Origin of the sequence: Variovorax robiniae (assembly GCF_037889955.1) — a bacterium.
GTDB lineage: Bacteria > Pseudomonadota > Gammaproteobacteria > Burkholderiales > Burkholderiaceae_C > Variovorax > Variovorax robiniae.
On the sequence record NZ_JBBKZS010000004.1, the window covers coordinates 121,034 to 143,714 of the forward strand.

Below are 22,681 nucleotides of genomic sequence, written 5' to 3' on the forward strand. Positions count from 1 at the left end.
TCCACAAGCCAATGAAGATCTGAAAGCCGATCAACAGCAGCGGATCCTCAGGCAGCATGGCTTTCCTCCCGGCGACGTGACTCGATCAGCGAGGTGTAGTAGTCGATGGTTGCCGTGATCGCCGCGAGGTCGTTGCGGCGCAGCTTGCGGCCGACGGCGACGGCTTCGGCCACTTTGCGCGTCAGTGGGTGGATCTGCTTGCTCAGCGGGCGGGCCGAGGTGCATTGCGTGTGGATCTCGGCGCGCAGGATCTCGATCCACGCGGCGATGACGGCCAATGCGGTGTCGAACAGGGCTGCGGCGTCGGTGCCCTGGCTCTTTTGATCGATAACGTCGTTCATTTGAATCTCCCTGAAAAAGACGATCCGCGCTCGGCGGACTGAGGTGCTCAGGTCCATGTGTGACCCAGCGCCTGAATTGGGCGCCAAAGGTCCCGTTTCCGATGCAGGATGCCGGCAGGGCGTCGCACGGAAACGTCCGCACATGTGAGGGAAATATCCCCCGCCGGCGAGCGAGGGCGCGCGCTTCACGCGCGGCGCAATGCCAGCGCGGCTGCCTCAGCCGTGGTTCGCCGGCCGGTGCTCAGGCGAGGTCTCGGGCACCACGCGCGCGCTGCGCTGGTAGGTGCCATAGGCGCTGGCCCAGTCCATCAGCACGATCAATCGGTTGCGAAAGCCGATCAGGAAGTAGACGTGCGCGAACAGCCAGAACAGCCAGGCCAGCCGACCGCTGAAGCGCAGCGGGCCGAGCGGCGTGCTCAGGTCGACCACGGCGGCGTTGCGGCCGATGGTGGCCAGGTTGCCGTAGTCGGCATATCGGAACTGCTCGGTCGGCTGGCCCTTGAGGCGGCGCAGGATGTTGGCCGCCGCGGTGCGGCCCATCTGCTTGGCGCCGGGCGACACGCCGGGCACCGGCTTGGGCTCCTTGCCCTTGTGGTAGCTCATGGCCGCGGCCAGGTCGCCGACCACGCTGATCTCGGGATGGCCGGTCAGGCTCAGGTCAGGTTCGACCTTGAGCCGGCCCGCGCGGTCGACGCTCATGCCGAGCGCTTCGCCAAGGATTCGTCCCAGCGGTGACCCGGTCACGCCCGCGGCCCACACCACGCAGTGGCTGTCGACCCGTTGCACGTTCGCGGGCGTGCCATCCGCGCCGCCGCCGGTCTGGAAGCTGAGGCCATTGGCATCGATGGCGGTGACCTTGGCATTCAACTGCACCTCGACGCCCAGCTCCTCCAGATGCGACTGCGCCTTCTTGCTCAGGCTCTCCGGCATGGCTTGCAGCACGCGCGAGCCGCCCTCGATCAGCAGCACCCGCGATTCCGCCGGATTGAAGTGCCGGAACTCGCCCTTCAGCGTGTGCCGCGCGATTTCGACCATCGTGCCGGCCATCTCCACGCCGGTCGGACCTGCGCCGATCACGCAGAAGGTGAGCATGGCGCGGCGCTTCTCCGGGTCGGACTCCCGCTCGGCCGCTTCGAAGGCAAAGAGCACCTTGCCGCGCACGGTGAAGGCGTCCGCCAGCGTCTTCAGGCCGGGCGCGTGGGCGGCCCAGTCGTCGTGGCCGAAGTAGCTGTGCGTGGTGCCGGCGGCCACCAGCAAGTGGTCGTAGCCGATGCGTTGGCCGTCGGCCAGGATCACCTCGCGCGTCGCCGGCGCGAAGCCGCTGACTTCGGCCATCAGCGTCGTGACGTTGCGCTGGTTCCGGAACAGGCTGCGTGACGGCGCCGAGATCGATGGCGCCGCCAGCCCGGCCGTCGCCACCTGGTACAGCAGCGGCTGGAACAGATGGTGGTTGGTGCGCTCGATGACGGTGATGTCGACATCCGCTCGTTGCAGCGCCCGGGTCGCTTCCAGCCCGCCGAAGCCGCAGCCGATGATGACGATGTGAGGACGTGCGTTGGGGGCAGGCGAGGTGCTCATCCGGCCGATTATCCATGTCGACTCAGGGGATTCCCTAGCGCGGTGGGTTGGACGATTTGCCCGCGGAGCCGAAAGGATTCAGAAGAACCGTCAGCCTGAGCGAATTTGTCCTACGAGCAGCGATCGGCGTGATCGGCTACAACCACGCTTTGCCCGCGATGGAGACCGCATGAATCCGGACAGCCCGCTCGCGCAGGCGGCCAGCGACCTGCGCCAGCAGTACCGTGCCGTGCGTGCCCAGACCCTCGCCCTGGCGGCCCCGTTGTCGCCCGAGGACCAGTGCATCCAGTCGATGCCTGACGCGAGCCCGACCAAATGGCACCTGGCCCACACCACCTGGTTCTTCGAGACCGTGCTGTTGCAGCCGCATACCAGCGGCTATCGACCTTTCGACAAGCGCTTCCACTACCTTTTCAACTCCTACTACGAGGCGCTGGGCCCGCGCCATCCCAGGCCGCAGCGGGGTCTGCTGACGCGGCCTTCAGCCGACGAGGTGCGTGCCTACCGCGCCCACGTGGACGAGGCCGTGGAGGCCTTGCTCGGCCAGCCGGGCGGGGGCGCGTGGCCGCAGGTCGAGGCGATCGTCACGCTGGGCCTGCACCATGAGCAGCAGCACCAGGAACTGCTGGTGACCGACATCCTTCATGCGTTGTCGTGCAACCCGTTGTTGCCGGCGTATCGATCGGCCTCCGGCCCCGCGTTGCGGCTGGCGGCCGTGCCGCAGCCGGTGCGCTGGCTGCGCCATGCGGGCGGCCTGGTGGAAGTCGGCCACGCGGGCGAAGGCTTCGCCTTCGACAACGAGACACCGCGGCACCAGGTGCTGCTGCGGCCCTTCGAGATGGCCGATCGGCTCGTGACCTGTGGCGACTATGCGCAGTTCATCGCCGACGGTGGGTACCAGCGCGCCGAACTGTGGCTGTCCGACGGCTGGGCCGCAGTTCAGGCGCAGGGCTGGCGTTGCCCGGCCTATTGGCTGGCGCCGGATGACCCGCGCCTGGCGCTGCACGGCCACGGCGCCGGCAATGCAACGGGTTGGCAGGTCTTCGGTGTGCATGGCGTGCGAGCGTTGGAGCCGGACGCACCGGTATCGCAACTGAGTTTCTACGAGGCCGCGGCCTATGCGGAATGGGCCGGCGCGCGGCTGCCGACCGAATTCGAATGGGAAGCCGCGAGCCACCTGTCCGGCATCCGGCAACTCACCGGCCACGTCTGGCAGTGGACGCGTTCTTCCTACGACCCGTACCCGGGCTTTCGCCCGCTGCCCGGCATCGCGGCTGAATACAACGGCAAGTTCATGGTCGGACAACTCGTGCTGCGCGGCGGCAGTTCGGCCACGCCGGGCGGGCATGCCCGACCGACCTATCGCAATTTCTTTCCGCCGGCCGCGCGCTGGCAGTTCACCGGGCTGCGGCTCGCGCGGGAGATTTGAGACATGCGCAATCCATCCTTCAACATCGATTCGCTGCCGGCGCTGCAAGATCAGCCACTGTCCGACTTTGCGCAGGACATGCTCAGCGGCATGGCCAGCAAGCCGCGCAGCATTCCGCCGAAGTACTTCTACGACGGAGCCGGCTCCGCGCTGTTCGACCGCATCTGCGCGCTGCCGGAGTACTACCCGACGCGCACCGAACTGCGCATCCTCACCGACCGTGCCGCGGAGATCGCCAACCACATCGGGCCGGCGGCGGAGATCGTCGAATTCGGCGCGGGCTCGCTAACTAAGGTGCGCCTGCTGCTCGATGCGCTGGAGGCGCCGAAGCGCTACCTGCCTATCGACATCTCGGGCGAGCACCTGGATGGCGCCGTGGCGCGCCTGCGGGCCGACTACCCGGGCCTGGAAGTCGTGCCCATCGTGGCCGACTACACACGCCGCTTTGCGCTGCCCGCGCCAGTGGTGGACGGTGGCCGCCGGGTCGGCTTCTTCCCCGGCTCGACGCTCGGCAACTTCAGCCCCGAGGAGGCGCTGGCCTTCCTCAAGAGCGCGGCGCAGATGCTGCGCGGCGGAGGCCTGTTGCTGGGCGTGGACCTGATCAAGGACCCGGCGCTGCTGCACGAGGCCTATAACGACGCGCAGGGCGTGACCGCGGCCTTCAACGTCAACCTGCTGCACCGTGCCAACGCGGAATTGGGCGCGGACTTCCACCCCGGCAACTTCGCCCACGCGGCCTTCTACAACGCGCCGCTGCAGCGCATCGAGATGCACCTGGTGAGCAAGCGAGCCCATGCGGTGAACCTGCTCGGCGAGCGCTTCACCTTTGCCGAAGGCGAGACCATCCACACCGAGAACTCGCACAAGTTCAGCATCGAAGGCCTGCGCACCCTCGCGGTGAAGGCGGGCTTCGGCATCGGCCCGGTGTGGACCGATGCGGAGCGCCTTTTCAGCGTGCACTGGCTGCCTGTCGCAACGGCACAATAATCGACAGCCCGCACGTTGCGGGATGCCCCGGAGAATCTGGTCAATGAAAGCAACCTGGAACGGCGCCACCATCGCCGAGAGCGACGACACCGTCGTGGTCGAAGGCAACCACTACTTCCCGATGAGCGCGCTCAACCGCGACTTCGTCACCTTCAGCAACCACCGCACCACTTGTGCCTGGAAGGGATCGGCCAACTACTACTCGCTGCTCGTCAACGGCGAGCTGAACGCCGACGCCGCCTGGTACTACGCCGACCCCAAGCCCGAAGCCGAAGCCGTGCGCGACCGCGTCGCGTTCTGGAAGGGCGTGAAGGTCTCGGCCTAGATGCGCGCCCACCACAACGCCGGGCGCGAAGGCACACGCGCATGACCGAGTTCGCCCCCCGCTTCTGCTCGCCCGCCCAACTCGACACCGCGCTGCGCGAAGACGGCTATGCCGTGCTGGACCCGGAGGCGGTGGCCGAATGGATCGGCCATCCGCTGGACGATCTAGACGCCATGCACCCCGACTGGGACACGCTGCCGCCCGACGACTACCTGAAGGACGGCGGCCGCTATCGGCAGCGCCGGCACGCCTGCTTCACCGTGGCCAACGATGCGTTGCACCTGGCGCCGCATCGCGCCCACTGGCAACCGGTGGAATACAACGCCCTGCACGGCGGCATGCAACGCTGGTTCGCGCCGATGGAGGCGCACACGCTGGTGAAGCCGGCGTGGCAGCACCTGATGCTGAGCGTGGCGCGCGCCGCCAGCGCCTTGCGCGGCGCGCAGACCTGGTATGTGGAGGCGCACCAGTTCCGCATCGACACCGCGGGCGGCATCGGACGGCCCACCCCCGAGGGCGCGCACCGCGACGGTGTGGACCTGGTGGCGGTGGCGCTCGTGGGCAGGCACAACGTCAAGGGTGGCGAGACGCGCGTGTTCGAGGCCAACGGCCGGCGCGGCGAGCGCTTCACGATGACCCAGCCGTGGAGCCTGCTGCTGCTCGACGATGCCCGCGTCATCCACGAGTCCACGCCAATCCAGCCCTGGAACGAGAACCATGGGGGCTGGCGGGACACCTTGGTCGTCACTTGCAGGGCGAAGGCTTTCCAGGGCGACGAAGTTTGAGCCTGGTCCACATGGCCCGCGACTTGCGTGAGCCGCCAAAGTGCGGGCCCGAGGGTTGGCCGGGCTTGTGGGCTTGCTGTCGCGGTCCTACAGTCATCGTGCCTGTCTGCCGCACGTTTAATTGATATGCGCACCGCATGCTTTGCTTGAAGGAGAGGTGGTCATGTTCAATCACATCATGGTTCCGATCGACGGCTCCGAAACGTCGATGACGGCGGTCAGCAAGGCCAGCGCGTTGGCGTTGGCCTTTGGCAGCCGGATCACGCTGATCCACGTGATCGACAACTACCCCTTCATCGGCGTGGGCGCGGACTATGCGCTGGGCCAGAACGAATACCTGGCCGCGGCCACCACCAGCGCCAACGCGGCGCTCGCGCGCGGCGTGGCTGCGCTGGCGGCCGAGGGGCTGCACAGCGACCAGCGCGTCATTGACGGCCATGTGGTGCATGAGGGGATCGTTGACACCGCCCATGCCATTGGCGCCGACCTGATCGTGATGGGTTCGCACGGGCGCTCGGGCATCGAGAAGCTGCTGCTGGGCAGCGTGACGCAGCGCGTCTTGCAGGACGCGCACATGCCCGTCCTGGTCGTCAAGACCTGAAGGGGGCGGGGCTCTCGAAGCGCATCGGCTGCTGCGTCGCGGGGTGGGTGAAGGCCAGCGTGGTCGCATGCAGCAGGAGGCGCGGGGCGCGGGCTTGCACCGCTTCGCTCCCGTAGAGTGCGTCGCCGAGGATCGGGTGGCCGATCGACAGCAGGTGCACCCGCAACTGGTGCGAGCGGCCAGTGAGCGGCTTTAACTCGACATGCGTGGCGTCGTCCAGTTGTCGCAGGGCGCGCCAGCGCGTCTGGCTCGGCTTGCCGGCGGCATCGACCTTCTGCAGCGGGCGGCGCGGCCAGTCGGCCATCAGCGGGGCATCGATCAAGGCCCAGTCCGCTGACATCGGCAAGAGGCCATCGACCACCGCTTCGTAGCGCTTGTCGACGCGGCGATCCGCGAAGGCGTCGCCCAATGCACGCTGCATTTCTGCGCTGCGGGCCATCAGCACCAGGCCGCTGGTCGACATGTCCAGCCGGTGGACGATGAGTGCATCGGGCCATTGTTGTTGGGCACGGGTGCTCAGGCAGTCCTGCTTGTCCGGGCCGCGGCCGGGCACGCAGAGCAGGCCGGCGGGCTTGTCGAGGACCAGCAGGTGCGCGTCCTCATGGATGACGCGGACGGTGTCGTGCGTTTCGTGAGCGAGGGAAATCATCGGGCGGTCAGTTTAGGTCCGTGGCCCGTGGGCTATCCTCGAAGCGATGCCCGAGTCCCAAGCCGCCGCCCCTGGATTTTCCGAGCTCACGCGCGAGCGGCCCTTCATGCACATGTGGATGTCGCGCCTGTTCGGCACGGCCGGTACGCAGATGCTGATGGTGGCGATCGGCTGGCACATGTACGACCTGACCGGCAGCGCGTGGGACCTGGGGCTGGTCGGCCTGTTCCAGTTCATGCCGGCGCTGTTGCTGGCGCTCTATGCCGGCCACATCGTCGACCGGCATCACCGCGGGCGCATCGTGGCCGTCTGCCTGTCGGTGCAGGCGTCGGTGGCGCTGACCTTGCTGGTGGCCGGTCATCTGCAGCTGGATTCGCGCGGGCTGCTGCTGGGTCTGTCGCTGGTGCTCGGCGCGGTGCGGGCCTTCCAGATGCCGGCGCAGCAGGCACTGACGCCGATGCTGGTGCCGCCGATCATGCTGCCGCGCGCGATGGCCTTCAGCTCGGCCGGCACGCAAGGCGCGATCATCGCGGGGCCGGCCATCGGCGGGCTGCTGTTCGTGGCCGGCATCAGCGTGGTGTATGGCGCCTGCACGCTGCTGTTCATTTCGGGTGGCGTGCTGGTGGCGCGGCTGCGCTATGCCCATGCCCCGCCGCCCAAGGCGCCGGTCACGCTGCAGACGCTGTTCGCGGGGGTGGACTTCATCTGGCGGCGCAAGACCGTGCTCGGCGCGATCTCGCTCGACCTGTTCGCGGTGCTGCTCGGTGGTGCGGTGGCGCTGCTGCCGATCTATGCCAAGGACATCCTGCACACCGGGCCGTGGGGCCTGGGCCTGCTGCGTGGCGCGCCCGCGGTGGGCGCGCTGCTGACCTCGATCGCGCTGACGCGCCGGCCCATCGAGCGCAACGTGGGCCGCACCCTGTTGGCGGCGGTGGCGGCCTTCGGCGTTTGCATGATCGTGTTCGGCATCTCGCAGAGCTTCATCGTGTCGCTGCTGGCGCTGGCAGTGTCCGGCGGCGCGGACATGGTCAACGTGGTGATACGGCAGACGCTGGTGCAACTGGAGACGCCCGACGAGATGCGCGGCCGCGTGAGCGCCGTGAATTCGATCTTCATCGGCGCCAGCAACCAGCTCGGCGAGTTCGAATCGGGCGCCACTGCCGCCTTGCTCGGCCCGGTGGGCTCGGTGGTGCTGGGTGGCGTAGGCACGGTGCTGGTGGCGGTGGGCTGGCTGTGGCTGTTTCCCTCGCTGGCCAAGCGTGACCGGATCGTGGCGACGGCCGACGCGTCGGCCTCCAAGAAATAGCCTCGGTACCCGCTCAGCGGGCCGTCGCAGGTCGCACTGCCCCCGCGCGCTCCAGCGTCGGGTTGTGGCCCAGCGTCAGCACGAGGACGATGCCCACCACGGCACAGCCGGCCAGGAAGTACAGGCCCGCGTTGTCGCTGCCGGTGCTGTCCTTCAGGATGCCGAAGATCTTGGGCCCGAAGAAGCCGCCGAGGTTGCCGATCGAGTTGATCGCCGCGATGCCGGCCGCCGCTGCCGCGCCACTGAGGTAGGCCGTCGGCAGCGTCCAGAACACGGGCAACACCGCGAAGAAGCCGAAGCCCGCCACGCAGAGCCAGATCATCTTCGTGACCGCGCTGGGCGCCATCGCCGCAGCGATCAGGCCCACCACGATGAAGACCAGCGGGATGGCCGTGTGCCACTTGCGCTCGCCGGTGGTGTCGGAATGGCGGCTCCACAGGATCATGCCGACGGAGCCCACCGCATAGGGCAGGGAGGTGATCAGGCCGATCTCGATGTTGCCCAGGCCGCCGAAGGCCTTGACGATCTGCGGCAGGAAGAAGCTCAGGCCGTACTGCGGGATCACGGCCGCCATGTAAAGGAAGCCGAAGGCGATCACGCGCGGGTTCATGAGCGACTGCTTCCACGACATGTGGTGTGCGCTCTCGCGATTGGCGCGCTCGTCATCGAGCCGCTGTTGCAGCCAGGTCTTCTCTTCTTCGGTGAGCCACTTGGCTTCCTTCGGACGGTCCGTGAGGTAGTAGAGGACGGCAAAGGTCAGCAGCACCGCCGGGATGGCCTCGATGATGAACATCCACTGCCAGCCATGCAGGCCGCCCATGCCGTCCAGGTTGAGCAGCAGGCCGGAGATGGGCGCGCCGATCACGGTCGAGATCGGGATCGCGAACATGAACAGCCCGCAGATGCGCGCGCGATAGGCCGACGGAAACCAGAGGGTGAGATAGAAGATGATGCCGGGGAAGAAGCCCGCTTCGGCCACGCCCAGCAGCAGGCGGATGATGTTGAGCGAGGTCTCGCCGACCACGAAGGCTTGCGCGCCGGTGATGATGCCCCAGGTGAACATGATCCGGGCGATCCACTTGCGCGCGCCGAAGCGCTCGAGCATCAGGTTGCTGGGCACCTCGAAGAAGAAGTACGCGACGAAGAAGATGCCGGCCGCCCCGCCGAATGCGGCCGCGGTGAGCCCGAGGTCCTTGCTCATGCTCGCGCCTGCGAATCCGATGTTCACGCGGTCCAGGTACGCGATGAAGTAGCAGAACATCAAGAACGGCACGAGCCGCCAAGATACCTTCGCCATGACCTGGCGTTCAATCGATTCCATGATCGTCTCCCAACCTTTTGTTTGCTGATGAATAGGCATGGGCCAGTGGATGGCCCGCCTCCACCATAGCCCTTGCACGTACGAACGCAAGGGGCTTTTGCAGGTGGCCCGACGAACGGGAACACGTTGGGTCCACAGGTTCAGAGATGGGACGCATCGGTCATTCCGACAACACCCCCAAACCTATCTTCGATGGCATCTGTTCAACCCCTCGACACATGCCATGAAGACATCCCAATCCGGCGCGCGAACGACTCGCCGCCCCTCCCAAAAGACACGCATCGCCCAATTGATCCAGGTGGTCATCGGCGTCTCCGCAGGCAGCCTGATCTGGACCAGCGCCCATGCGCAGTTCGGCACGCCGCCACCTGGTGCGCAAAACGGCTCCTGGATGGTCGGCGCGCCGGGCGGCACGGGCGGTACGGGCGGCACGCCCGGTGACGTCGTCAACAGCTTTGTCGACACCGGCACCTTCGGCAACACGGCGCTGGGCGTCGTCAGCGTTGGCGGCGATGGCGGCACCGGCTCGAACGGGAGCGATTCATCCGGCAACGGCGGCAGCGGCGGCAACGGCGGCGGGGCGGGTGCCCAGTTCATCGGTGGCGCAGTGACGGGCACCTCCGCTTCGCCCACCATGCTGGTCACCAGCACCGGCGGCAACGGCGCGTCGCCGGGCACGATGGAGCAGGAACTGGGAACGCCCGGCGGCCCCGGTGGCGGTGGCGCGGGCGGCAATGTCAGCTTCGAAGACTATGTCGCGCCGGGCTCGCAGATCATCGCGACCCAGGGCTGGAACGGCAGTGCGGCAGGCGCCACGGCGGTGCTGCTGCAGTCCACCGGCGGCAATGGTGGCGCCCCGAGCAGCGGCGCCCAGTCCGTCGGTTCAGTCGACGGTGCCGTCGGCGGCGCCGGCGGCACGGCCGGCGGCATCACCGCAACGCTGGGCGCCACCACGATCGCCTCGCAGGGCTCGGGACTGGTGGCCGTCAGCCAGGGCGGCGCGGGCAGCGACGGCACCATGGGCACCGGTGGCCTTGGCAAGGGCGCAGGTGGCAATGGTGGTTCAGGCGGTGCCGGCGGCAGCGTCACGCTCAACGTGCAGGACGGCACGGTCATCAGCGCGGTGGGCGCGCCAAGGGCCGCCGCCGGGGCGCAGATTCCGATCGACCAGAACGGCAACGTGGCGCAAGCGGCCTCCCTGGTGGCCGGCGTGCTCATGCAAAGCCTGGGCGGGGTGGGCGGCAACGGTGGCGCGGCGTCTGGCGCCGCCGCGGCGGCCGGCGCAGGCGGCAACGCGGGCGCGGGAGGCGCGGTCACGCTCAATCCAGCCAATGGTTCGATGCAGGTCACGACCACGGGCTTCTCGGCGCCCGGCGTGGTACTGCAATCCATTGGCGGCTCCGGCGGCAACGGTGCACAGGCCGGCGGCGCCTTTTCCTCGCACCAGGGCAATGGCGCCAAGGGCGGCGATGGCGCTCCCGTGTACGCAGCCTTCTCGGACAAGACGGGCGGCAATGGCCTGATCGCTACCACTGGCAACGACTCGGCGGCGGTGATCGCGCAGAGCATCGGTGGTGGCGGCGGTGTGGGCGGCAGCGCGCAGACGGGATCGGCTGGCGTGACCTTTGCCATCGGCGGCAACGGTGAGAGCGGCGGCGACGGCAACTATGTGGATCTCTTCAACGGGCAGTCGTCCGGCGCGGGCTACGTCATCAGGACGGAAGGCAACAACTCCAGCGCGCTGGTCGCGCAGAGCATCGGTGGCGGCGGCGGCGCGGGCGGCTCGGCGGGCTCGACCTCTATCGGGGCCCTGGCCTATGTAGTGGGTGGCCGAGGGGGTGGCGGCGGCTCCGCAGGGACGCCAGGGTCCAAGGGCCAGGTCTGGGTTGACGCAGTGAACAACGGCATCGTCTACACGAGCGGCGATCATTCGAAGGGGCTGGTCGCACAAGCCGTTGGCGGCGGCGGTGGGGACGGGGGCTCGGCCGCGTCCATGACCAGCAGCACGCAACTCGACATCAACGTCTCGCTGGGTGGGTCGGGTGGGGGTGGCGGCGACGGCGGCAACGTGCAAGCCGTGAACAACCGGCAGATCCTGACCTCCGGCGCGGACGCCTGGGGGCTTCTCGCGCAGAGCGTGGGTGGCGGTGGCGGCAACGGCGGCTCCAGCAAGGCAGATTCCTGGACGCTGGCCGCGCCTGGGCCGGTTCCCAACCTGAGCCTGGCGGTGAGCGTGGGTGGCAGCGGCAAGAGCGGCGGCACCGGCGGCGACGTGACCGCCATCAACAACGGCGTGATCATGACCAGCGGCGCGGGCGCGCACGGCATGCTGGCCCAGAGCATCGGCGGCGGCGGTGGCAATGGCGGCGATTCGTCGGCGCTCAATGAATCCGTGGGCACCGGCGATTCGCTCAACGTCACCGTCAACGTGGGTGGCCAGGGCGGCACGGGTGGCAGCAGTGGCAACGTCACCGCGACGAACGCCGCCGGCCAGTTGATCTGGACCATTGGCGACAGCGCGCGCGGCATCTTTGCGCAAAGCATCTCCGGCGGCGGCGGCTCGGGCGGCACCGCCAAGACCGACAGCGACTTCCTCAAGAAGGCTGGCGCCGACAGCACGAACTTCAACATCACCCTCGGGGGCACCGGCGGTGGCGGCGGCGACAGCACCACCGTTGCCGTGAACAACGACGGCAACGTCATGACGCTGGGAAATACGGCGGATGCGATCTTTGCGCAATCGGTCGGTGGTGGCGGCGGCCTCGGTGGGCATGCCAGCACCGAAGGAGCCGGTGGAAAGAACACCGCCAACCTCACCGTGGGCGGCTCCAGCGGCACACCCAGCAACGGCGGCACCGTCACCGTGACCAACAACGGGAACGTCTACACCCGTGGCGGCAACTCCGCCGGCATCTACGCGCAATCGGTGGGCGGCGGCGGCGGCAAGGCGGGTACCGTTACCAAGGGCGGCGATGCGCAGACCACGCTGAGCCTGAAGGACTTTCTGGCCGACAGTTCAGTGGCGGGCTACACCGCGACCTACGCCGGCGGCACCATCGGCTGGAAGAAGGGGGTCCTGGACCACCTGAGCATGAGCGATCTTGGCAACTTTGCCGGGTTGTATCGCGCGGCGCTCGCCAAGAATCCGCCGCCGGCCAACACCGAGCCCGACCAGCAAGGCGCATCGAACGGCCTGAACCTGGGCTCCGGCGACAAGACACCCACTGGCCACGTGCCCGACGGCTCGGGCGGCACCGTGCAGGTGACCAACAACGGCCAGATCCTGACCAACGGCCCGCTCTCCGCGGGCATCTGGGCCCAGAGCGTGGGTGGCGGCGGCGGCGAGGTGGGCGCGACGCACGTGGCGGCCACGACCTCGGGTGCCTTGACGAACCATGACACCACCGCGAACGTCGGCGGCACGGGCTTCAACTCCGGCGACGGCGGCACCGTGACCGTGTACCAGTACGGGCAGGTCGTGACCGCAGGCGATGCCAGCTACGGCGTGCTGGGCCAAAGCCTGGGCGGTGGCGGGGGCCATGCAACGACAACCGACAGCGTCGACGCCTCCAGCACGGGCATGCTCGACATCACCATGGGTGGCGGCGGCAACGTGCACGGCAATGGCGGCGCGGTCAACGTGCAGGCAACCAACAACGGGAACGCCCACGTCTGGACAAGCGGCAACGACGCCATCGGCATCTTTGCGCAGAGCATCGGCGGAGGCGGTGGTGCGATGGCGGTGATGCACACCACCGCGAGCGCGGACGGCAACACGCAAGGCAGCACGCTTGCGTCTGGCGACTCGCGCATCGCCGGCATGACGACGAATCTGTCCATCGGCAGCACCTATGTAGGCCCGGTCGGGCCGAACGATCCGCCCAGCAATCTGCCGCAATGCAATGGCTATCTGGTCGCATCCTGCGGCAGCGGCGGCAGCGTCACCGTGGCAGCCGACAACATCAGCACCAGCGGCCGCAATGCACACGGCATCCTGGCGCAGAGCTTCGGCGGCAGCGGCGGCACGCTCATCGGCGCCACGCCGACGTCCGGCACACCCTTCGTGAACACGGCCACCACGTGGGGCACAGGCGGGAGCATCGACGTCACCGTCAACAACTCGATCAGCACCACCGGCGCGGGCGCCTATGGCGTCCTGGCGCAATCGGTCGGCGCCGGCGGTCTGCTGGCAGGCGATCTGTCGGCGACCAACCTGGCCACAGGCGCCACGGCATTCCCTGCGTGGCCGCACAACGGGGACCCCGCCACCAAGTTCCTGATCGGCGCCGGTGGAGACGTCACGGTCAACGTGGGACCCAACGCTGTCGTGAGCACCACCGGCGCGAACGCCCATGCCATCTTTGCGCAGAGCGTCGGCGGCGGCGGCGGCCTCGTGCAGACCACGGGGGGCACCTACATGGGCACCGCGGGCGGCGCGGGCAAGGCCGGGGCGGTCAGCGTGAACATCGGCGCGAACGCCACCGTGCAGGCCAGTGGCGCGGGGTCGAGCGCGGTCTTCACCAACTCCGAGGGCCAGGCCGGCACCAGCAGCAACCTGTACGTCACCAACAGCGGAAACATCCTCGGCAACACAAGCGCGGCAGCCATTGTCTTCAGCGGCAACAACAACGCTGGCGGCAACGGATCGCTGGACAACCACGGCACGGTGTCCAACGCGGGCGGCATCGCCGTGCAGGCCATCGGCACCATCGGGAGCAACAGCGGCGCGTTCGCTGCCGTCAACAATCAATCGGGCGCCCGGATCACCGGCGACCTGCAGCTCGGCAACCAGGGTTGGCTGAACAACGATGGTGTCTGGACCATTGGCACCAGCAGTACCGTGGGAACGGTCAACAACCGAAGCGACGGTTCCTTGGATCTGGGGAGCACCATGTCCTCGCCGCAGGTTGCGTCCACCAGCACGCTCTGGGGCACTCTGAACAGCGCCGGCACCATTCTGACCACCGTGGACTTCACCAAGCAGACGTCGAGCAATCTGATCGTCAGCAACGGAAATGCCAATCTGACGGGAGGCCAGTTCGTCGTCACGGTGCCGGCCGATGCCGGCCTGCAGCCCTCGAGCGTCCAGGTGCTGGCAGCCGGACAGATCAACCAGACAGGCAACGTGACCGCAATAGATTCGTCCAACTCCAGCGTGACCTACCAGATTGGCGTGCAGAACGACCCGATCGAAGGCGGTTCCCTGACAGTCACCCCCAATACGCAGTTCGCCGCCGTCGGCACCCAGCGCGGCTATTCGGCCAACCAGCAGAGCCTGGCCACGCACCTGGATGCCGGCTTCACGAGGAACATGACGCCCGAGATGGCCCGCGTGTACGGGCGCCTGTCGAACCTGGACGATGCCCATGTGCAAAGCTCCATGGACACCCTGGGCAACGAGGCCGTGCAGTCTGTGGGCGTGGCACGCCTGGCAGCCAGCCAGGACTTCGTCGAGCGCATGAACAGTTGCCCGCAGTTCGACGGCGCCAATGGCTTGCAGGTGCGCGAGCAGGACTGCCTGTGGTCGCGCGCCGTGGCCACCGACGCGAACCGCGACGCCAGCGCCAACGCGGTCGGCTACGGCACGCATTCCAGCAAGCTCCAGATTGGCGGCCAGAAGGCAGTCGGCAACGACTGGTTCCTGGGCGGCTCCATCGGCTATGACCAGGCCAGCCTGTCGGCGCCGCAAACCAGCGTGAGCGGTACGGGCTGGACCGCTGCGCTGATTGCCAAGAAGCAGTTGGGCGACTGGATCTTCTCGGGTGCGATCGATGCCGGAACTGGAAGCTACGACAGCCGGCGCCAGGTGCTGCTCGGCGACGTGCCGGAGACGGCCAGCGCCACCTTCGATGCGACCCATGTCGGGCTGCATGCCCGGGCTGCGCGCCAGATCGGCATGGACGGCTGGTATCTCAAGCCCTATGTGGACCTGCACGCCGTGCACCTGCACACCGGCGCCTACAGCGAAAGCGGCGCCGGCGGCCTGAACCTGCAGGTGGGCGCCGCCAATGGCACCGCCTACACGGTCTCGCCCATGCTCGAAGCCGGGAGCGTCTTCGGCCTGGGCAATGGCATGACGCTGCGCGGCTTTGTCAGCGGCGGCGTGGCCTTCTCCAGCCAGAACGCCTGGACTGCGAACGCCAGTCTGCAGGGCTCGGTGCCGGAGGCGGGCACTTTCCGGACCACCGCCGAACTGCCCAACGAGCGCTTCAAGCTGAACGTCGGCATGGACCTGATCGCGACGAAGAACCTCGATGTGCGGCTCGAGTACTCGGGCGAGTTTGCCCATGGGTTTCGCGCCAACGGCGCGATGCTGAAGGCGGCGTATGCGTTCTGAGGCCTCGATGGGACGCTCGTGCAAGAACTGGAACGCTCGGTACACCCAACCGGGGCCCCGAAGAGCACCATTGAGGCACTGGAGAATGTCCATGCCCACTGCCCTCGTCCCCCACGCATTCCGACGGATTCCCTGCTCGAGCTTCGACTCGGGCGCGTTTGCAGCGCATGAGGCACTCGAGGCCTTCCAGGCAAGCCACTCCCCGAGCTGGGACGTGCAAACCAGCGATGCTTCGGCCCGGGCGCAATTCCACGGGGCGGTGCACATGTGGCGAGCCGATCGCCTGCTGGTCAGCGCCGGACGGTTCGGGCCAAGCCAGATTCGCATCCGGCGCGAGCACCACATCCGCGCCGACCGACTGGACCACTACCGCGTCATCCTGGTTCGGCAAGGCTGGTTCAATTGCGACGCGGATGGCCAGCAGACCCGGCTCACGCCCGGCCGCTTCGTGATCACCGACATGGCCCGCACCGAGTCGAGCGAGACGTCGTCCGACTGCGTGGCTCTCTTCATTCCCCGCGAGCAACTCGACGCGCTCTTGCCGGCCGGCATGGACATCCACGGCCTGGTGCCCGGCGGCATGTTCGCGCAACTGCTTGTCGAGCATCTGCTGGCCATGCCATCGCAAATGTCGGAGGTCACGGTCGATGAGGCGCCCGGCTTGTCGCGCGCCACGGTCGGCCTGGTGGCCTCCAGCGTGATCTCGAGCCCCGAGGCGCGCGAGCAAGCCGGCCTGGCCATTCAGAACGGCCTGCTGCACCGCGCACGGTGCGTGGTGGAGCAGAACCTGCGGGTCGAAGGCTTTGGCCCGCTGCAGTTGGGCAAGCAACTTGGCGTGTCGCGCTCCAGCCTCTATCGGCTCTTCGAGCCATTGGGTGGCGTCTCGCAATACGTGAAGGAGCGACGGCTCGCGCATGCCCACGAGCTGCTGTGCCGCGGTGAGGGCGAGCAATCCATCGCCGCCCTTGCCGAGCAGTTCGGTTTCAAGACGGCAACCCACTTCAGCCGTGCCTTCCGCGAGCAATTCGGCTACTGCGCGCGTGAGGCCGGCAAGATGACGCCCAACGCCCCGGCAGCCAGGTCGCCGAATGCCAAGGACGGCTTGCACCAGTGGCTGAGCGCCACCTTGCACTGACCCGCGCCGCCATCGGAGTGGCATTGCCTGGGCAGCCAGAAACCCAGTGCCACGAACATCACGGCAGCCGGCCAAAACCGGGCACCCGCAGGGCGCGATCGTCGACATCGATGCCGAACCCCAGGCCGAGCAGATTCAATTCCAGGCCCTCGTCACGTGCCACCGTCACGCCGGCCAGGCCCAGCAGCGACACCTGCCAGCCGGTGCCGCTCGGGGCGTGGTCGAAGAAGGTGGTCGCGCCGAGATAGTCCTTGCCGATGGCGGTGGTCGGCAGGTCCAGGCGAAGACCAGGCACCCGGCGCGCCACCCACGCCACGAAGGTGTTGCTGTTGGGGCCGGGCCAGAGGCGGTAGGACGTGCGCCAGGGATAGGCCGCCACCGCGGATTCGATCTGGTCGATCAAGGCTTCGGCCCGGGCCCCCCGGTGATCGGCCAGCAGTTGCGGCCAGGCGCCGAACCAGAGCATGTCCGGGGCGTTCGATTCGCTGGTGACCAGGGCATCGCCGCCGTAACGGGCCCGCCAGCCGACGATCTGGTAGGTCGTGTAACGCTCGGAGCCGGCGCGCTTGATCGCGATCCAGGGATGAATGCCGAAGGCGCCACGCCATCGCACGGTGCGCGCGCCATAGACCTGCACCACGGCACCCCGCTCGACCGCCGGGTCGGGCGCCTGGCCGGTGCTTTCACGGCTCGTCTGGTGCCAAGGTGTGTCCAGGTCCAGGTTGCCGAAGGCCAGCACGCTGATCGGGCCGAGCATCAGCAGCGCGAGCAGGCACATGAACCTCACTGGCCAGCGCGCCCAGCGCGGCACGCGCCGACGCACCGAAGTCGAAGATGGGGCATCGGGCATGGGACCAGTATGCCCGCGGGAGCAGGGCGCCGGACGCGACTCCGCGGGTTCAGGCAGCTTGCGCGAGCGGGATGACCTTCCTCCCGCGATGCACCTCGGCCTCGCCGTGCTTCGCAAGCAGTTGCATCAGGTGCTTGCGGATCAGCATGCCCGGCTTGTCGGACGCCATCGAGTATTCGACGCCGCGCCGACGGGTGTCGATCAGCGCGTCGGGGTCGGTCGATTCGAGGATGTCCTTGTCCTCGCGCGTGATCTCCGCGTCGAAGTCGATCAGCATCTGTGCGGCGCAATCGGCCTCGCGGTCGTTGCGGAACAGCCATTGGCACAGCTGCATGCGCCCGTCGTCGATCGGCGTGAAGCAGTTGATGATGACGTGGCGGATGCCCGAGGGGTATTCGATGTCGAGCCGGCGCGCGAAGGGCAGGAAATACGCATTGCGCATGTGGCGCGTCGTGATCGGGTCGGTCACGCCGCTGATCGCGTGGAACCTGGCCGGGTTGGCCGCGTCGATCACCGTCTCGGCATGAAAGCCGCCTTCGTTCTCGACCAGCTCGTAGCGGCTCGGCTTCGGGCTGGCGGCGACGCCGAAGGTGGCGCGGTGCACGAAGCTGAAGTGGGCGTTGTCGAAGGAATTCTCCAGCGCGCGCATCGGGCTCGTGTTCCAGGTTTCGTAGAACTGGAAGATCGTGCGGTAGGCCGGGTCGTCGAACTCCGGCACGGCCGGGATGTCGGCGATCGGGTCTTCGAGCGCGACCCACGCATAGCCGTAGCGCGCGGTGCAGTGGTAGCCCGTGGTCCTGTAGTCGGGCGAGATCCTGCGTTCGGGCTCGTACTGCGGAATGCGGATCACCTGGCCGCTGCGGTCGTAGGTCCAGCCGTGGTAGCCGCACTGGATGGCGCCGCTGCCGCAGGCCTTGCCGTCGGTGTCGACGCACCAGCCCTTGGAAAGCTTCGCGGTGCGGTGGCAGCAGCGGTCGCGCAGCGCAGCGGGCTGGCCGATGGCGTCGATGAAGAGAACGATGTCTTCGCCGAGCAGCCGGAAAGGCTTCGGGCCGTTTGCCAGTTCGGTCAGCGGCATGACGGCGTGCCAGAACTTGCGAAAGACGGGTTGTCGGGTGACGAGCATTGCAGTGAATGCATGCGCTTGAGATAAATCAGCCGCGGGTCGACGGCAACAGCTCGCGCATCGCATCCAGCCGCAGGTACAACGAGGTCCAGGCGGCAATTCCCAGCAGGACCGAAATGATCTGCGGCGGCGAGCCGATCTCGCCGAGACGCAAGTGCGTGCAGATGGCACCCCCAAGGAAGCCGGTGACAAGGATTGCGCCGAGCACGCTGGTCATGGGGAGCGCATAGAGCAGCGTCGAGACGAGCAGGGTCGCGCCAATGACCGGCAGGAGCCCGGCCGGGAAGCCGGCCGCCTCCATTTCCTTCGCGAGCAGGTGCGGCGCGAAGAGGCTCGCGCCCGCGTCCACCAGCAACGCCAGGACCACGATGGCGCCGAGAACCCGGCCGGTCCAGAGGGCAGTGTTCGAACTTGTCGATGGGTGAAGAATTGATTGCATGGGTGAACGATAAAGAGGCACGCGCCTTGGTTGTTTCCCCTGCGTCCCAGCTTGTGCGCCGTGGTGTCAAGCCACGAACACGACGCGGCCACGCAGCGACCGCTGCTGGCACATCATTGCTTTGCCATGGCCTGCGCGAAGAAGCCCCGCACGAGCGCATGGCAGAAGGGCGGCACGAGTTCGCCGTGGTACTTCATCTCCCAGTTCTTTCCGGCCTTCAGCTTGGCCAGTTGGAATCCGTCGTAGATGTCGCTGGCGTCCTTGCCTTCGGGCAGCGTGGAGCGCGTCTCGAGGTCCCAGGTCGGCACTTTCAGTCCGCGCGTGGCGAAGTCGTCGCGCATGCTGGTGGTGTTGGAGTAGTAGACCGTCGGATCGTCGAGGCCGCCGCACAGGGCCACGGGTGCCTTCGGCGTCCAGCCCAGCAAGGTGTTCCGGGCCAGTGCCGCGCGGAAGTTGGACGTCGGGTACGCATTGCGGAAGCTGTCCGTCAGCAGTCCGCCGGGCCCGAACAGCAGGCGGAAGGTGGGGTCGTTCGGCAGCGAGCCGTTGGCGATCAGCGTCGAGACCGGCGTATCGGTCGGGAAGATCGTCGGTGCGGTCTGGTCGAAGGGCGCCTGGTAGACGTCGGACGGTTGGAGGTACATGCCGCCATAGGCGTTCTGGTAGCTGCGCATCAGGTAGGGCATGAACAGCACGCCGCCGATGTCGACGGTGCCGTCCGGCGAAGTGATGTCGTCGCCGAACTGCACAAGGTCGTAGGGCCCCGACATGGTGCCCGCTGCCGTCACGGTGAACTCGTTCGCATGGTCGCGTTCCAGCACCTTGTGAGTCGCCATGGCCACGTGGCCGCCCTGCGAGTAGCCGGCGATGAACAATTGCTTCGAGGCCTGGGCCTTGCCGTCCGAGGCCACCTGGGCCAGGCCGGCGCGCAGGCCGTCGATCATGTCGTTGGCCTGCACCTCGGCGTTGAGGTAGGGGTGGTAGCTCAGGCTCGACGTGTCGTAGCCCAGGTAGTTGGGCATGACCACGATGTAGCCGTGGGCCGCGTAGTAGGCCTCCACCATCATGGCCTCGGGCGTCTTCGCGGGGTCGGCCGCGTTGTAGCTCTTGAGCGTGGTGGTGCCGTGCGCGTAGAGCAGCACGGGACGCGAGCCGGTGCAGTCGGCGCTCGTGCCGTTGGGGACCATCAGCGCCGTCGTGGCGGTCGCCGGGGCGCCTTGGGGATCGAGCGTGGAATAGGTGAGGTGCTGGATCGTCACGCCGCAGATCGCGTCGCCGGCGCGGCTTTCCACGGCGCCGATGTGCATGTCACTGGCAGCGGGCGTGGCGCCTGCTGCCGATGTGGTCAGGCTCTGCATGGCGGTGTCGACGTCGGCGGTGCTGTGCTGCTGTGTGACCTTGCTGTCGATGATTGATCCCTTGGGGGTAGAAGCTATCGAACCCGTCGTGGTCCTCGCGGCGACCGCTGCGGCCACCGCATCGAGGTTGGCGTTGCCTCCGCCGCCGCAGGCTGTGAGGGTCGCGATCAGGGCCAGGCACAGGCCGCTGGCGTAGGAAGATTTCATGGCTTGGTCAAAGGTGATGGTGGACGATGGCGATCCACGCAAGGGACCGCTTGAACATCCATCGATCGTAGGAAGCAAGGGACCTGCGCAATGGTTCGTGCGTCCCATTCGATGTCCGTACGTCTCCATCGGCAGGTTCCTGCCTGCCGGGAACGGACGCTCGGGCAAGCAATGGGATGCACGTTGCATCGAAGGCCCGCGCTGTTGCCTAGAGTCGAAGCCTCACGATCGACAAGCAGCACACCATGACTACCAATCGCCCATCCCCTTCCGCATCGGCGCGACGCATGCCTCGCAGCAGGCGCCCCGCACGGAAGATTGTTTCTGCCGCCGATGCGGTCAAGCTGATCCGCGGGGGCGACACGGTCGCCCTGGGCGGCTTCGTGGGAATCGGCGTAGCCGACGAGATCGTGCTGGCGCTGGAAGCCTTGTTCCTCGACGCCGGCGACGCAAGACCCGCGCCGGAGCGTCCGCGCAATCTCACCTTGCTGTTCGCTGCCGGGCAGGGCGATCACAAGGAACGGGGGGTGAACCATCTGGCCCACGAAGGCCTGGTGCGACGCGCCATCGGAGGCCACTGGGGCCTGCTGCCCCGGCTGCAGCAGCTGGCGATCGACAACAGGATCGAGGCCTACAACCTGCCCTTGGGCGTCATCACGCATCTGTACCGGGACATCGCCGCAGGTCGGCCCGGCCACTTCAGCCGGGTCGGCCTGGGCACCTTTGTCGATCCGCGATTCGAAGGAGGAAAGCTCAACGAACGCACCGTCGACGATCTGGTCTCCCTCGTGAAGCTGGGCGACGAAGAGTTCCTGTTCTACAAGACCATGCCCGTCGACGTCGCCATCGTGCGCGGCACGACCGCCGATGCGGACGGCAACATCACGATGGAGAAGGAAGCACTGACACTGGAGACCTTGTCCCTCGCGATGGCGGCGCACAATTCGGGCGGCATCGTCCTGGCCCAGGTCGAACGCATCGCCGAAAGGGGAACGCTCAATCCGAGGCAGGTCAAGATTCCGGGCATCCTCGTGGATTGCGTGGTCGTGGCCACGCCCGAGCATCACAGCCAGACCTATGCCACGGCCTACAACGCAGCATTCGCCGCCGAGATGCGTGTGCCGCTCGACGATGCGTCCACGCTGGCGATGAGTGTTCGCAAGATCATCGCCAGGCGCGCGGCCATGGAACTGGAGGCCGGCAGCGTGGTCAACCTCGGCATCGGCATGCCCGAGGGCGTGGCCTGCGTGGCAGCCGAGGAGCAGATCGCGGACCTCGTCACGCTCACGGCGGAGCCCGGTGTGATCGGCGGGGTGCCGGCCGGCGGGCTGAACTTCGGCGCCGTCATCAATGCCCAGGCGATCATCGACGAGCCCTACCAATTCGACTTCTACGACGGCGGCGGGCTCGACCTCGCGATTCTCGGCATGGCGCAGGTCGACCGCGAAGGCAACGTCAACGTGTCGCGCTTCGGCACGCAGATTGCGGGCGCCGGCGGCTTCATCAACATCAGCCAGAACGCCAGGAAGGTGGTCTTCGCGGGCACCTTCACGTCGGCGGCGCCAGGCATCGGGGTGCGTAACGGTCAACTGGCCATCGAATGCGATGGCCAGGCCTGCAAGTTCCCGGCACGGGTCGAGCAGCGGACGTTTTCAGGTGGGCACGCGGCCGCGCGCGGGCAGGAGGTGCTCTACGTGACCGAACGCTGCGTCTTCAGGCTCACGCCAACCGGGCTTGAACTGATCGAGATCGCACCGGGTGTCGACCTGCAGCGCGACATCCTCGACCGCATGGATTTCGCACCCCTGGTGGTCGCCCCTGTGCAGATGGACGCACAGCTCTTTCGCGACGAACCAATGGGGCTGGCCGCAGCGATGGCTCGCAGGCCCAAGACAACCATTACTTCC

16 protein-coding genes and 1 pseudogene are annotated in these 22,681 nt (G+C 67.5%); 9 read left to right on the plus strand and 8 right to left on the minus strand.

Annotated features, from left to right (window positions below; genetic code table 11):
* Positions 1 to 47 precede the first annotated feature (47 nt).
* Positions 48 to 398 (minus strand): hypothetical protein, encoded by a 351-nt coding sequence (locus tag WKW79_RS11610; protein ID WP_340335307.1) that lies wholly within the window; start codon positions 396 to 398, stop codon positions 48 to 50.
* A gap of 159 nt (positions 399 to 557) precedes the next feature.
* Positions 558 to 1,919, minus strand: a complete 1,362-nt coding sequence (locus tag WKW79_RS11615) for an NAD(P)/FAD-dependent oxidoreductase (RefSeq protein WP_340335308.1) — start codon at positions 1,917 to 1,919, stop codon at positions 558 to 560.
* Positions 1,920 to 2,088: 169 nt separating this feature from the next.
* On the opposite strand from WKW79_RS11615, the gene egtB reads away from it, so the two are divergent.
* The 5 genes from egtB (at position 2,089) to WKW79_RS11640 (ending at position 6,046) form a co-directional block, all read left to right on the plus strand.
* Positions 2,089 to 3,348, plus strand: a complete 1,260-nt coding sequence (gene egtB / locus WKW79_RS11620; protein ID WP_340335309.1) for an ergothioneine biosynthesis protein EgtB — start codon at positions 2,089 to 2,091, stop codon at positions 3,346 to 3,348.
* A 3-nt stretch (positions 3,349 to 3,351) separates the two neighbouring features.
* Positions 3,352 to 4,335 (plus strand): L-histidine N(alpha)-methyltransferase, encoded by a 984-nt coding sequence (egtD, locus tag WKW79_RS11625; protein ID WP_340335310.1) that lies wholly within the window; start codon positions 3,352 to 3,354, stop codon positions 4,333 to 4,335.
* 43 nt (positions 4,336 to 4,378) lie between these two features.
* Positions 4,379 to 4,660 (plus strand): DUF427 domain-containing protein, encoded by a 282-nt coding sequence (locus WKW79_RS11630; RefSeq protein WP_340335311.1) that lies wholly within the window; start codon positions 4,379 to 4,381, stop codon positions 4,658 to 4,660.
* A 41-nt stretch (positions 4,661 to 4,701) separates the two neighbouring features.
* The gene (locus WKW79_RS11635) at positions 4,702 to 5,445 is read left to right on the plus strand and encodes a 2OG-Fe dioxygenase family protein (RefSeq protein ID WP_340335312.1); all 744 of its coding nucleotides are present in this window, start codon (positions 4,702 to 4,704) and stop codon (positions 5,443 to 5,445) included.
* Between the two features lie 163 nt (positions 5,446 to 5,608).
* Entirely contained in the window at positions 5,609 to 6,046 is a 438-nt protein-coding gene (locus tag WKW79_RS11640) for a universal stress protein (RefSeq protein ID WP_340335313.1), read from the plus strand.
* On the opposite strand, the gene WKW79_RS11645 is transcribed toward WKW79_RS11640, so the two are convergent.
* A complete protein-coding gene (locus WKW79_RS11645; RefSeq protein ID WP_340335314.1) occupies positions 6,036 to 6,695 on the minus strand; it encodes an RluA family pseudouridine synthase in 660 nt (219 codons plus the stop codon). The two genes, WKW79_RS11640 and WKW79_RS11645, sit on opposite strands and share 11 nt — an antisense overlap.
* Positions 6,696 to 6,741: 46 nt before the next feature.
* Between WKW79_RS11645 and WKW79_RS11650 the strand changes: the two genes are divergently transcribed.
* Positions 6,742 to 8,001 carry an MFS transporter gene (locus tag WKW79_RS11650; RefSeq protein WP_340335315.1) on the plus strand — a complete coding sequence of 420 codons (1,260 nt, stop codon included), beginning with the start codon at positions 6,742 to 6,744 and terminating at the stop codon, positions 7,999 to 8,001.
* Between the two features lie 13 nt (positions 8,002 to 8,014).
* On the opposite strand, the gene WKW79_RS11655 is transcribed toward WKW79_RS11650, so the two are convergent.
* Entirely contained in the window at positions 8,015 to 9,322 is a 1,308-nt protein-coding gene (locus WKW79_RS11655) for an MFS transporter (protein WP_340335316.1), read from the minus strand.
* Between the two features lie 223 nt (positions 9,323 to 9,545).
* Between WKW79_RS11655 and WKW79_RS11660 the strand changes: the two genes are divergently transcribed.
* Together WKW79_RS11660 and WKW79_RS11665 are read left to right on the plus strand one after the other, a co-directional pair.
* Entirely contained in the window at positions 9,546 to 15,659 is a 6,114-nt protein-coding gene (locus WKW79_RS11660; protein ID WP_340335317.1) for a hypothetical protein, read from the plus strand.
* A 91-nt stretch (positions 15,660 to 15,750) separates the two neighbouring features.
* Positions 15,751 to 16,794, plus strand: coding sequence for a helix-turn-helix domain-containing protein (locus tag WKW79_RS11665; RefSeq protein ID WP_340335318.1), 1,044 nt, complete (start codon positions 15,751 to 15,753; stop codon positions 16,792 to 16,794).
* Positions 16,795 to 16,852: 58 nt separating this feature from the next.
* Here the strand turns inward: WKW79_RS11665 and WKW79_RS11670 are convergent, their stop codons facing one another.
* From WKW79_RS11670 to WKW79_RS11685, 4 genes are all read right to left on the minus strand, one after another.
* Positions 16,853 to 17,644: a DUF3750 domain-containing protein gene (locus tag WKW79_RS11670; protein WP_340335319.1), complete on the minus strand. Its 792-nt coding sequence runs from the start codon at positions 17,642 to 17,644 to the stop codon at positions 16,853 to 16,855.
* 49 nt (positions 17,645 to 17,693) lie between these two features.
* Complete coding sequence (locus WKW79_RS11675) at positions 17,694 to 18,770, minus strand: aromatic ring-hydroxylating dioxygenase subunit alpha (protein ID WP_340335320.1); 1,077 nt, start codon at positions 18,768 to 18,770, stop codon at positions 17,694 to 17,696.
* 28 nt (positions 18,771 to 18,798) lie between these two features.
* Positions 18,799 to 19,137: a DoxX family protein gene (locus tag WKW79_RS11680; RefSeq protein WP_340335321.1), complete on the minus strand. Its 339-nt coding sequence runs from the start codon at positions 19,135 to 19,137 to the stop codon at positions 18,799 to 18,801.
* A gap of 185 nt (positions 19,138 to 19,322) precedes the next feature.
* The gene (locus WKW79_RS11685; RefSeq protein WP_340335322.1) at positions 19,323 to 20,774 is read right to left on the minus strand and encodes an alpha/beta hydrolase family protein; all 1,452 of its coding nucleotides are present in this window, start codon (positions 20,772 to 20,774) and stop codon (positions 19,323 to 19,325) included.
* A 287-nt stretch (positions 20,775 to 21,061) separates the two neighbouring features.
* Here WKW79_RS11685 and WKW79_RS11690 point away from each other — a divergent pair.
* Positions 21,062 to 22,663, plus strand: a pseudogene (locus WKW79_RS11690) (acyl CoA:acetate/3-ketoacid CoA transferase); the annotation flags it as partial.
* Positions 22,664 to 22,681 lie beyond the last annotated feature (18 nt).

Excerpts from the sequence above, each read along its gene's own strand:
- WKW79_RS11610 (WP_340335307.1), bottom strand. The coding sequence starts at position 398 with ATGGACCTGAGCACCTCAGTCCGCCGAGCGCGGATCGTCTTTTTCAGG.
- WKW79_RS11615 (WP_340335308.1), bottom strand. The coding sequence starts at position 1,919 with ATGAGCACCTCGCCTGCCCCCAACGCACGTCCTCACATCGTCATCATC.
- egtB (WP_340335309.1), top strand. The coding sequence starts at position 2,089 with ATGAATCCGGACAGCCCGCTCGCGCAGGCGGCCAGCGACCTGCGCCAG.
- egtD (WP_340335310.1), top strand. The coding sequence starts at position 3,352 with ATGCGCAATCCATCCTTCAACATCGATTCGCTGCCGGCGCTGCAAGAT.
- WKW79_RS11630 (WP_340335311.1), top strand. The coding sequence starts at position 4,379 with ATGAAAGCAACCTGGAACGGCGCCACCATCGCCGAGAGCGACGACACC.
- WKW79_RS11635 (WP_340335312.1), top strand. The coding sequence starts at position 4,702 with ATGACCGAGTTCGCCCCCCGCTTCTGCTCGCCCGCCCAACTCGACACC.
- WKW79_RS11640 (WP_340335313.1), top strand. The coding sequence starts at position 5,609 with ATGTTCAATCACATCATGGTTCCGATCGACGGCTCCGAAACGTCGATG.
- WKW79_RS11645 (WP_340335314.1), bottom strand. The coding sequence starts at position 6,695 with ATGATTTCCCTCGCTCACGAAACGCACGACACCGTCCGCGTCATCCAT.
- WKW79_RS11650 (WP_340335315.1), top strand. The coding sequence starts at position 6,742 with ATGCCCGAGTCCCAAGCCGCCGCCCCTGGATTTTCCGAGCTCACGCGC.
- WKW79_RS11655 (WP_340335316.1), bottom strand. The coding sequence starts at position 9,322 with ATGGAATCGATTGAACGCCAGGTCATGGCGAAGGTATCTTGGCGGCTC.
- WKW79_RS11660 (WP_340335317.1), top strand. The coding sequence starts at position 9,546 with ATGAAGACATCCCAATCCGGCGCGCGAACGACTCGCCGCCCCTCCCAA.
- WKW79_RS11665 (WP_340335318.1), top strand. The coding sequence starts at position 15,751 with ATGCCCACTGCCCTCGTCCCCCACGCATTCCGACGGATTCCCTGCTCG.
- WKW79_RS11670 (WP_340335319.1), bottom strand. The coding sequence starts at position 17,644 with ATGCCCGATGCCCCATCTTCGACTTCGGTGCGTCGGCGCGTGCCGCGC.
- WKW79_RS11675 (WP_340335320.1), bottom strand. The coding sequence starts at position 18,770 with ATGCTCGTCACCCGACAACCCGTCTTTCGCAAGTTCTGGCACGCCGTC.
- WKW79_RS11685 (WP_340335322.1), bottom strand. The coding sequence starts at position 20,774 with ATGAAATCTTCCTACGCCAGCGGCCTGTGCCTGGCCCTGATCGCGACC.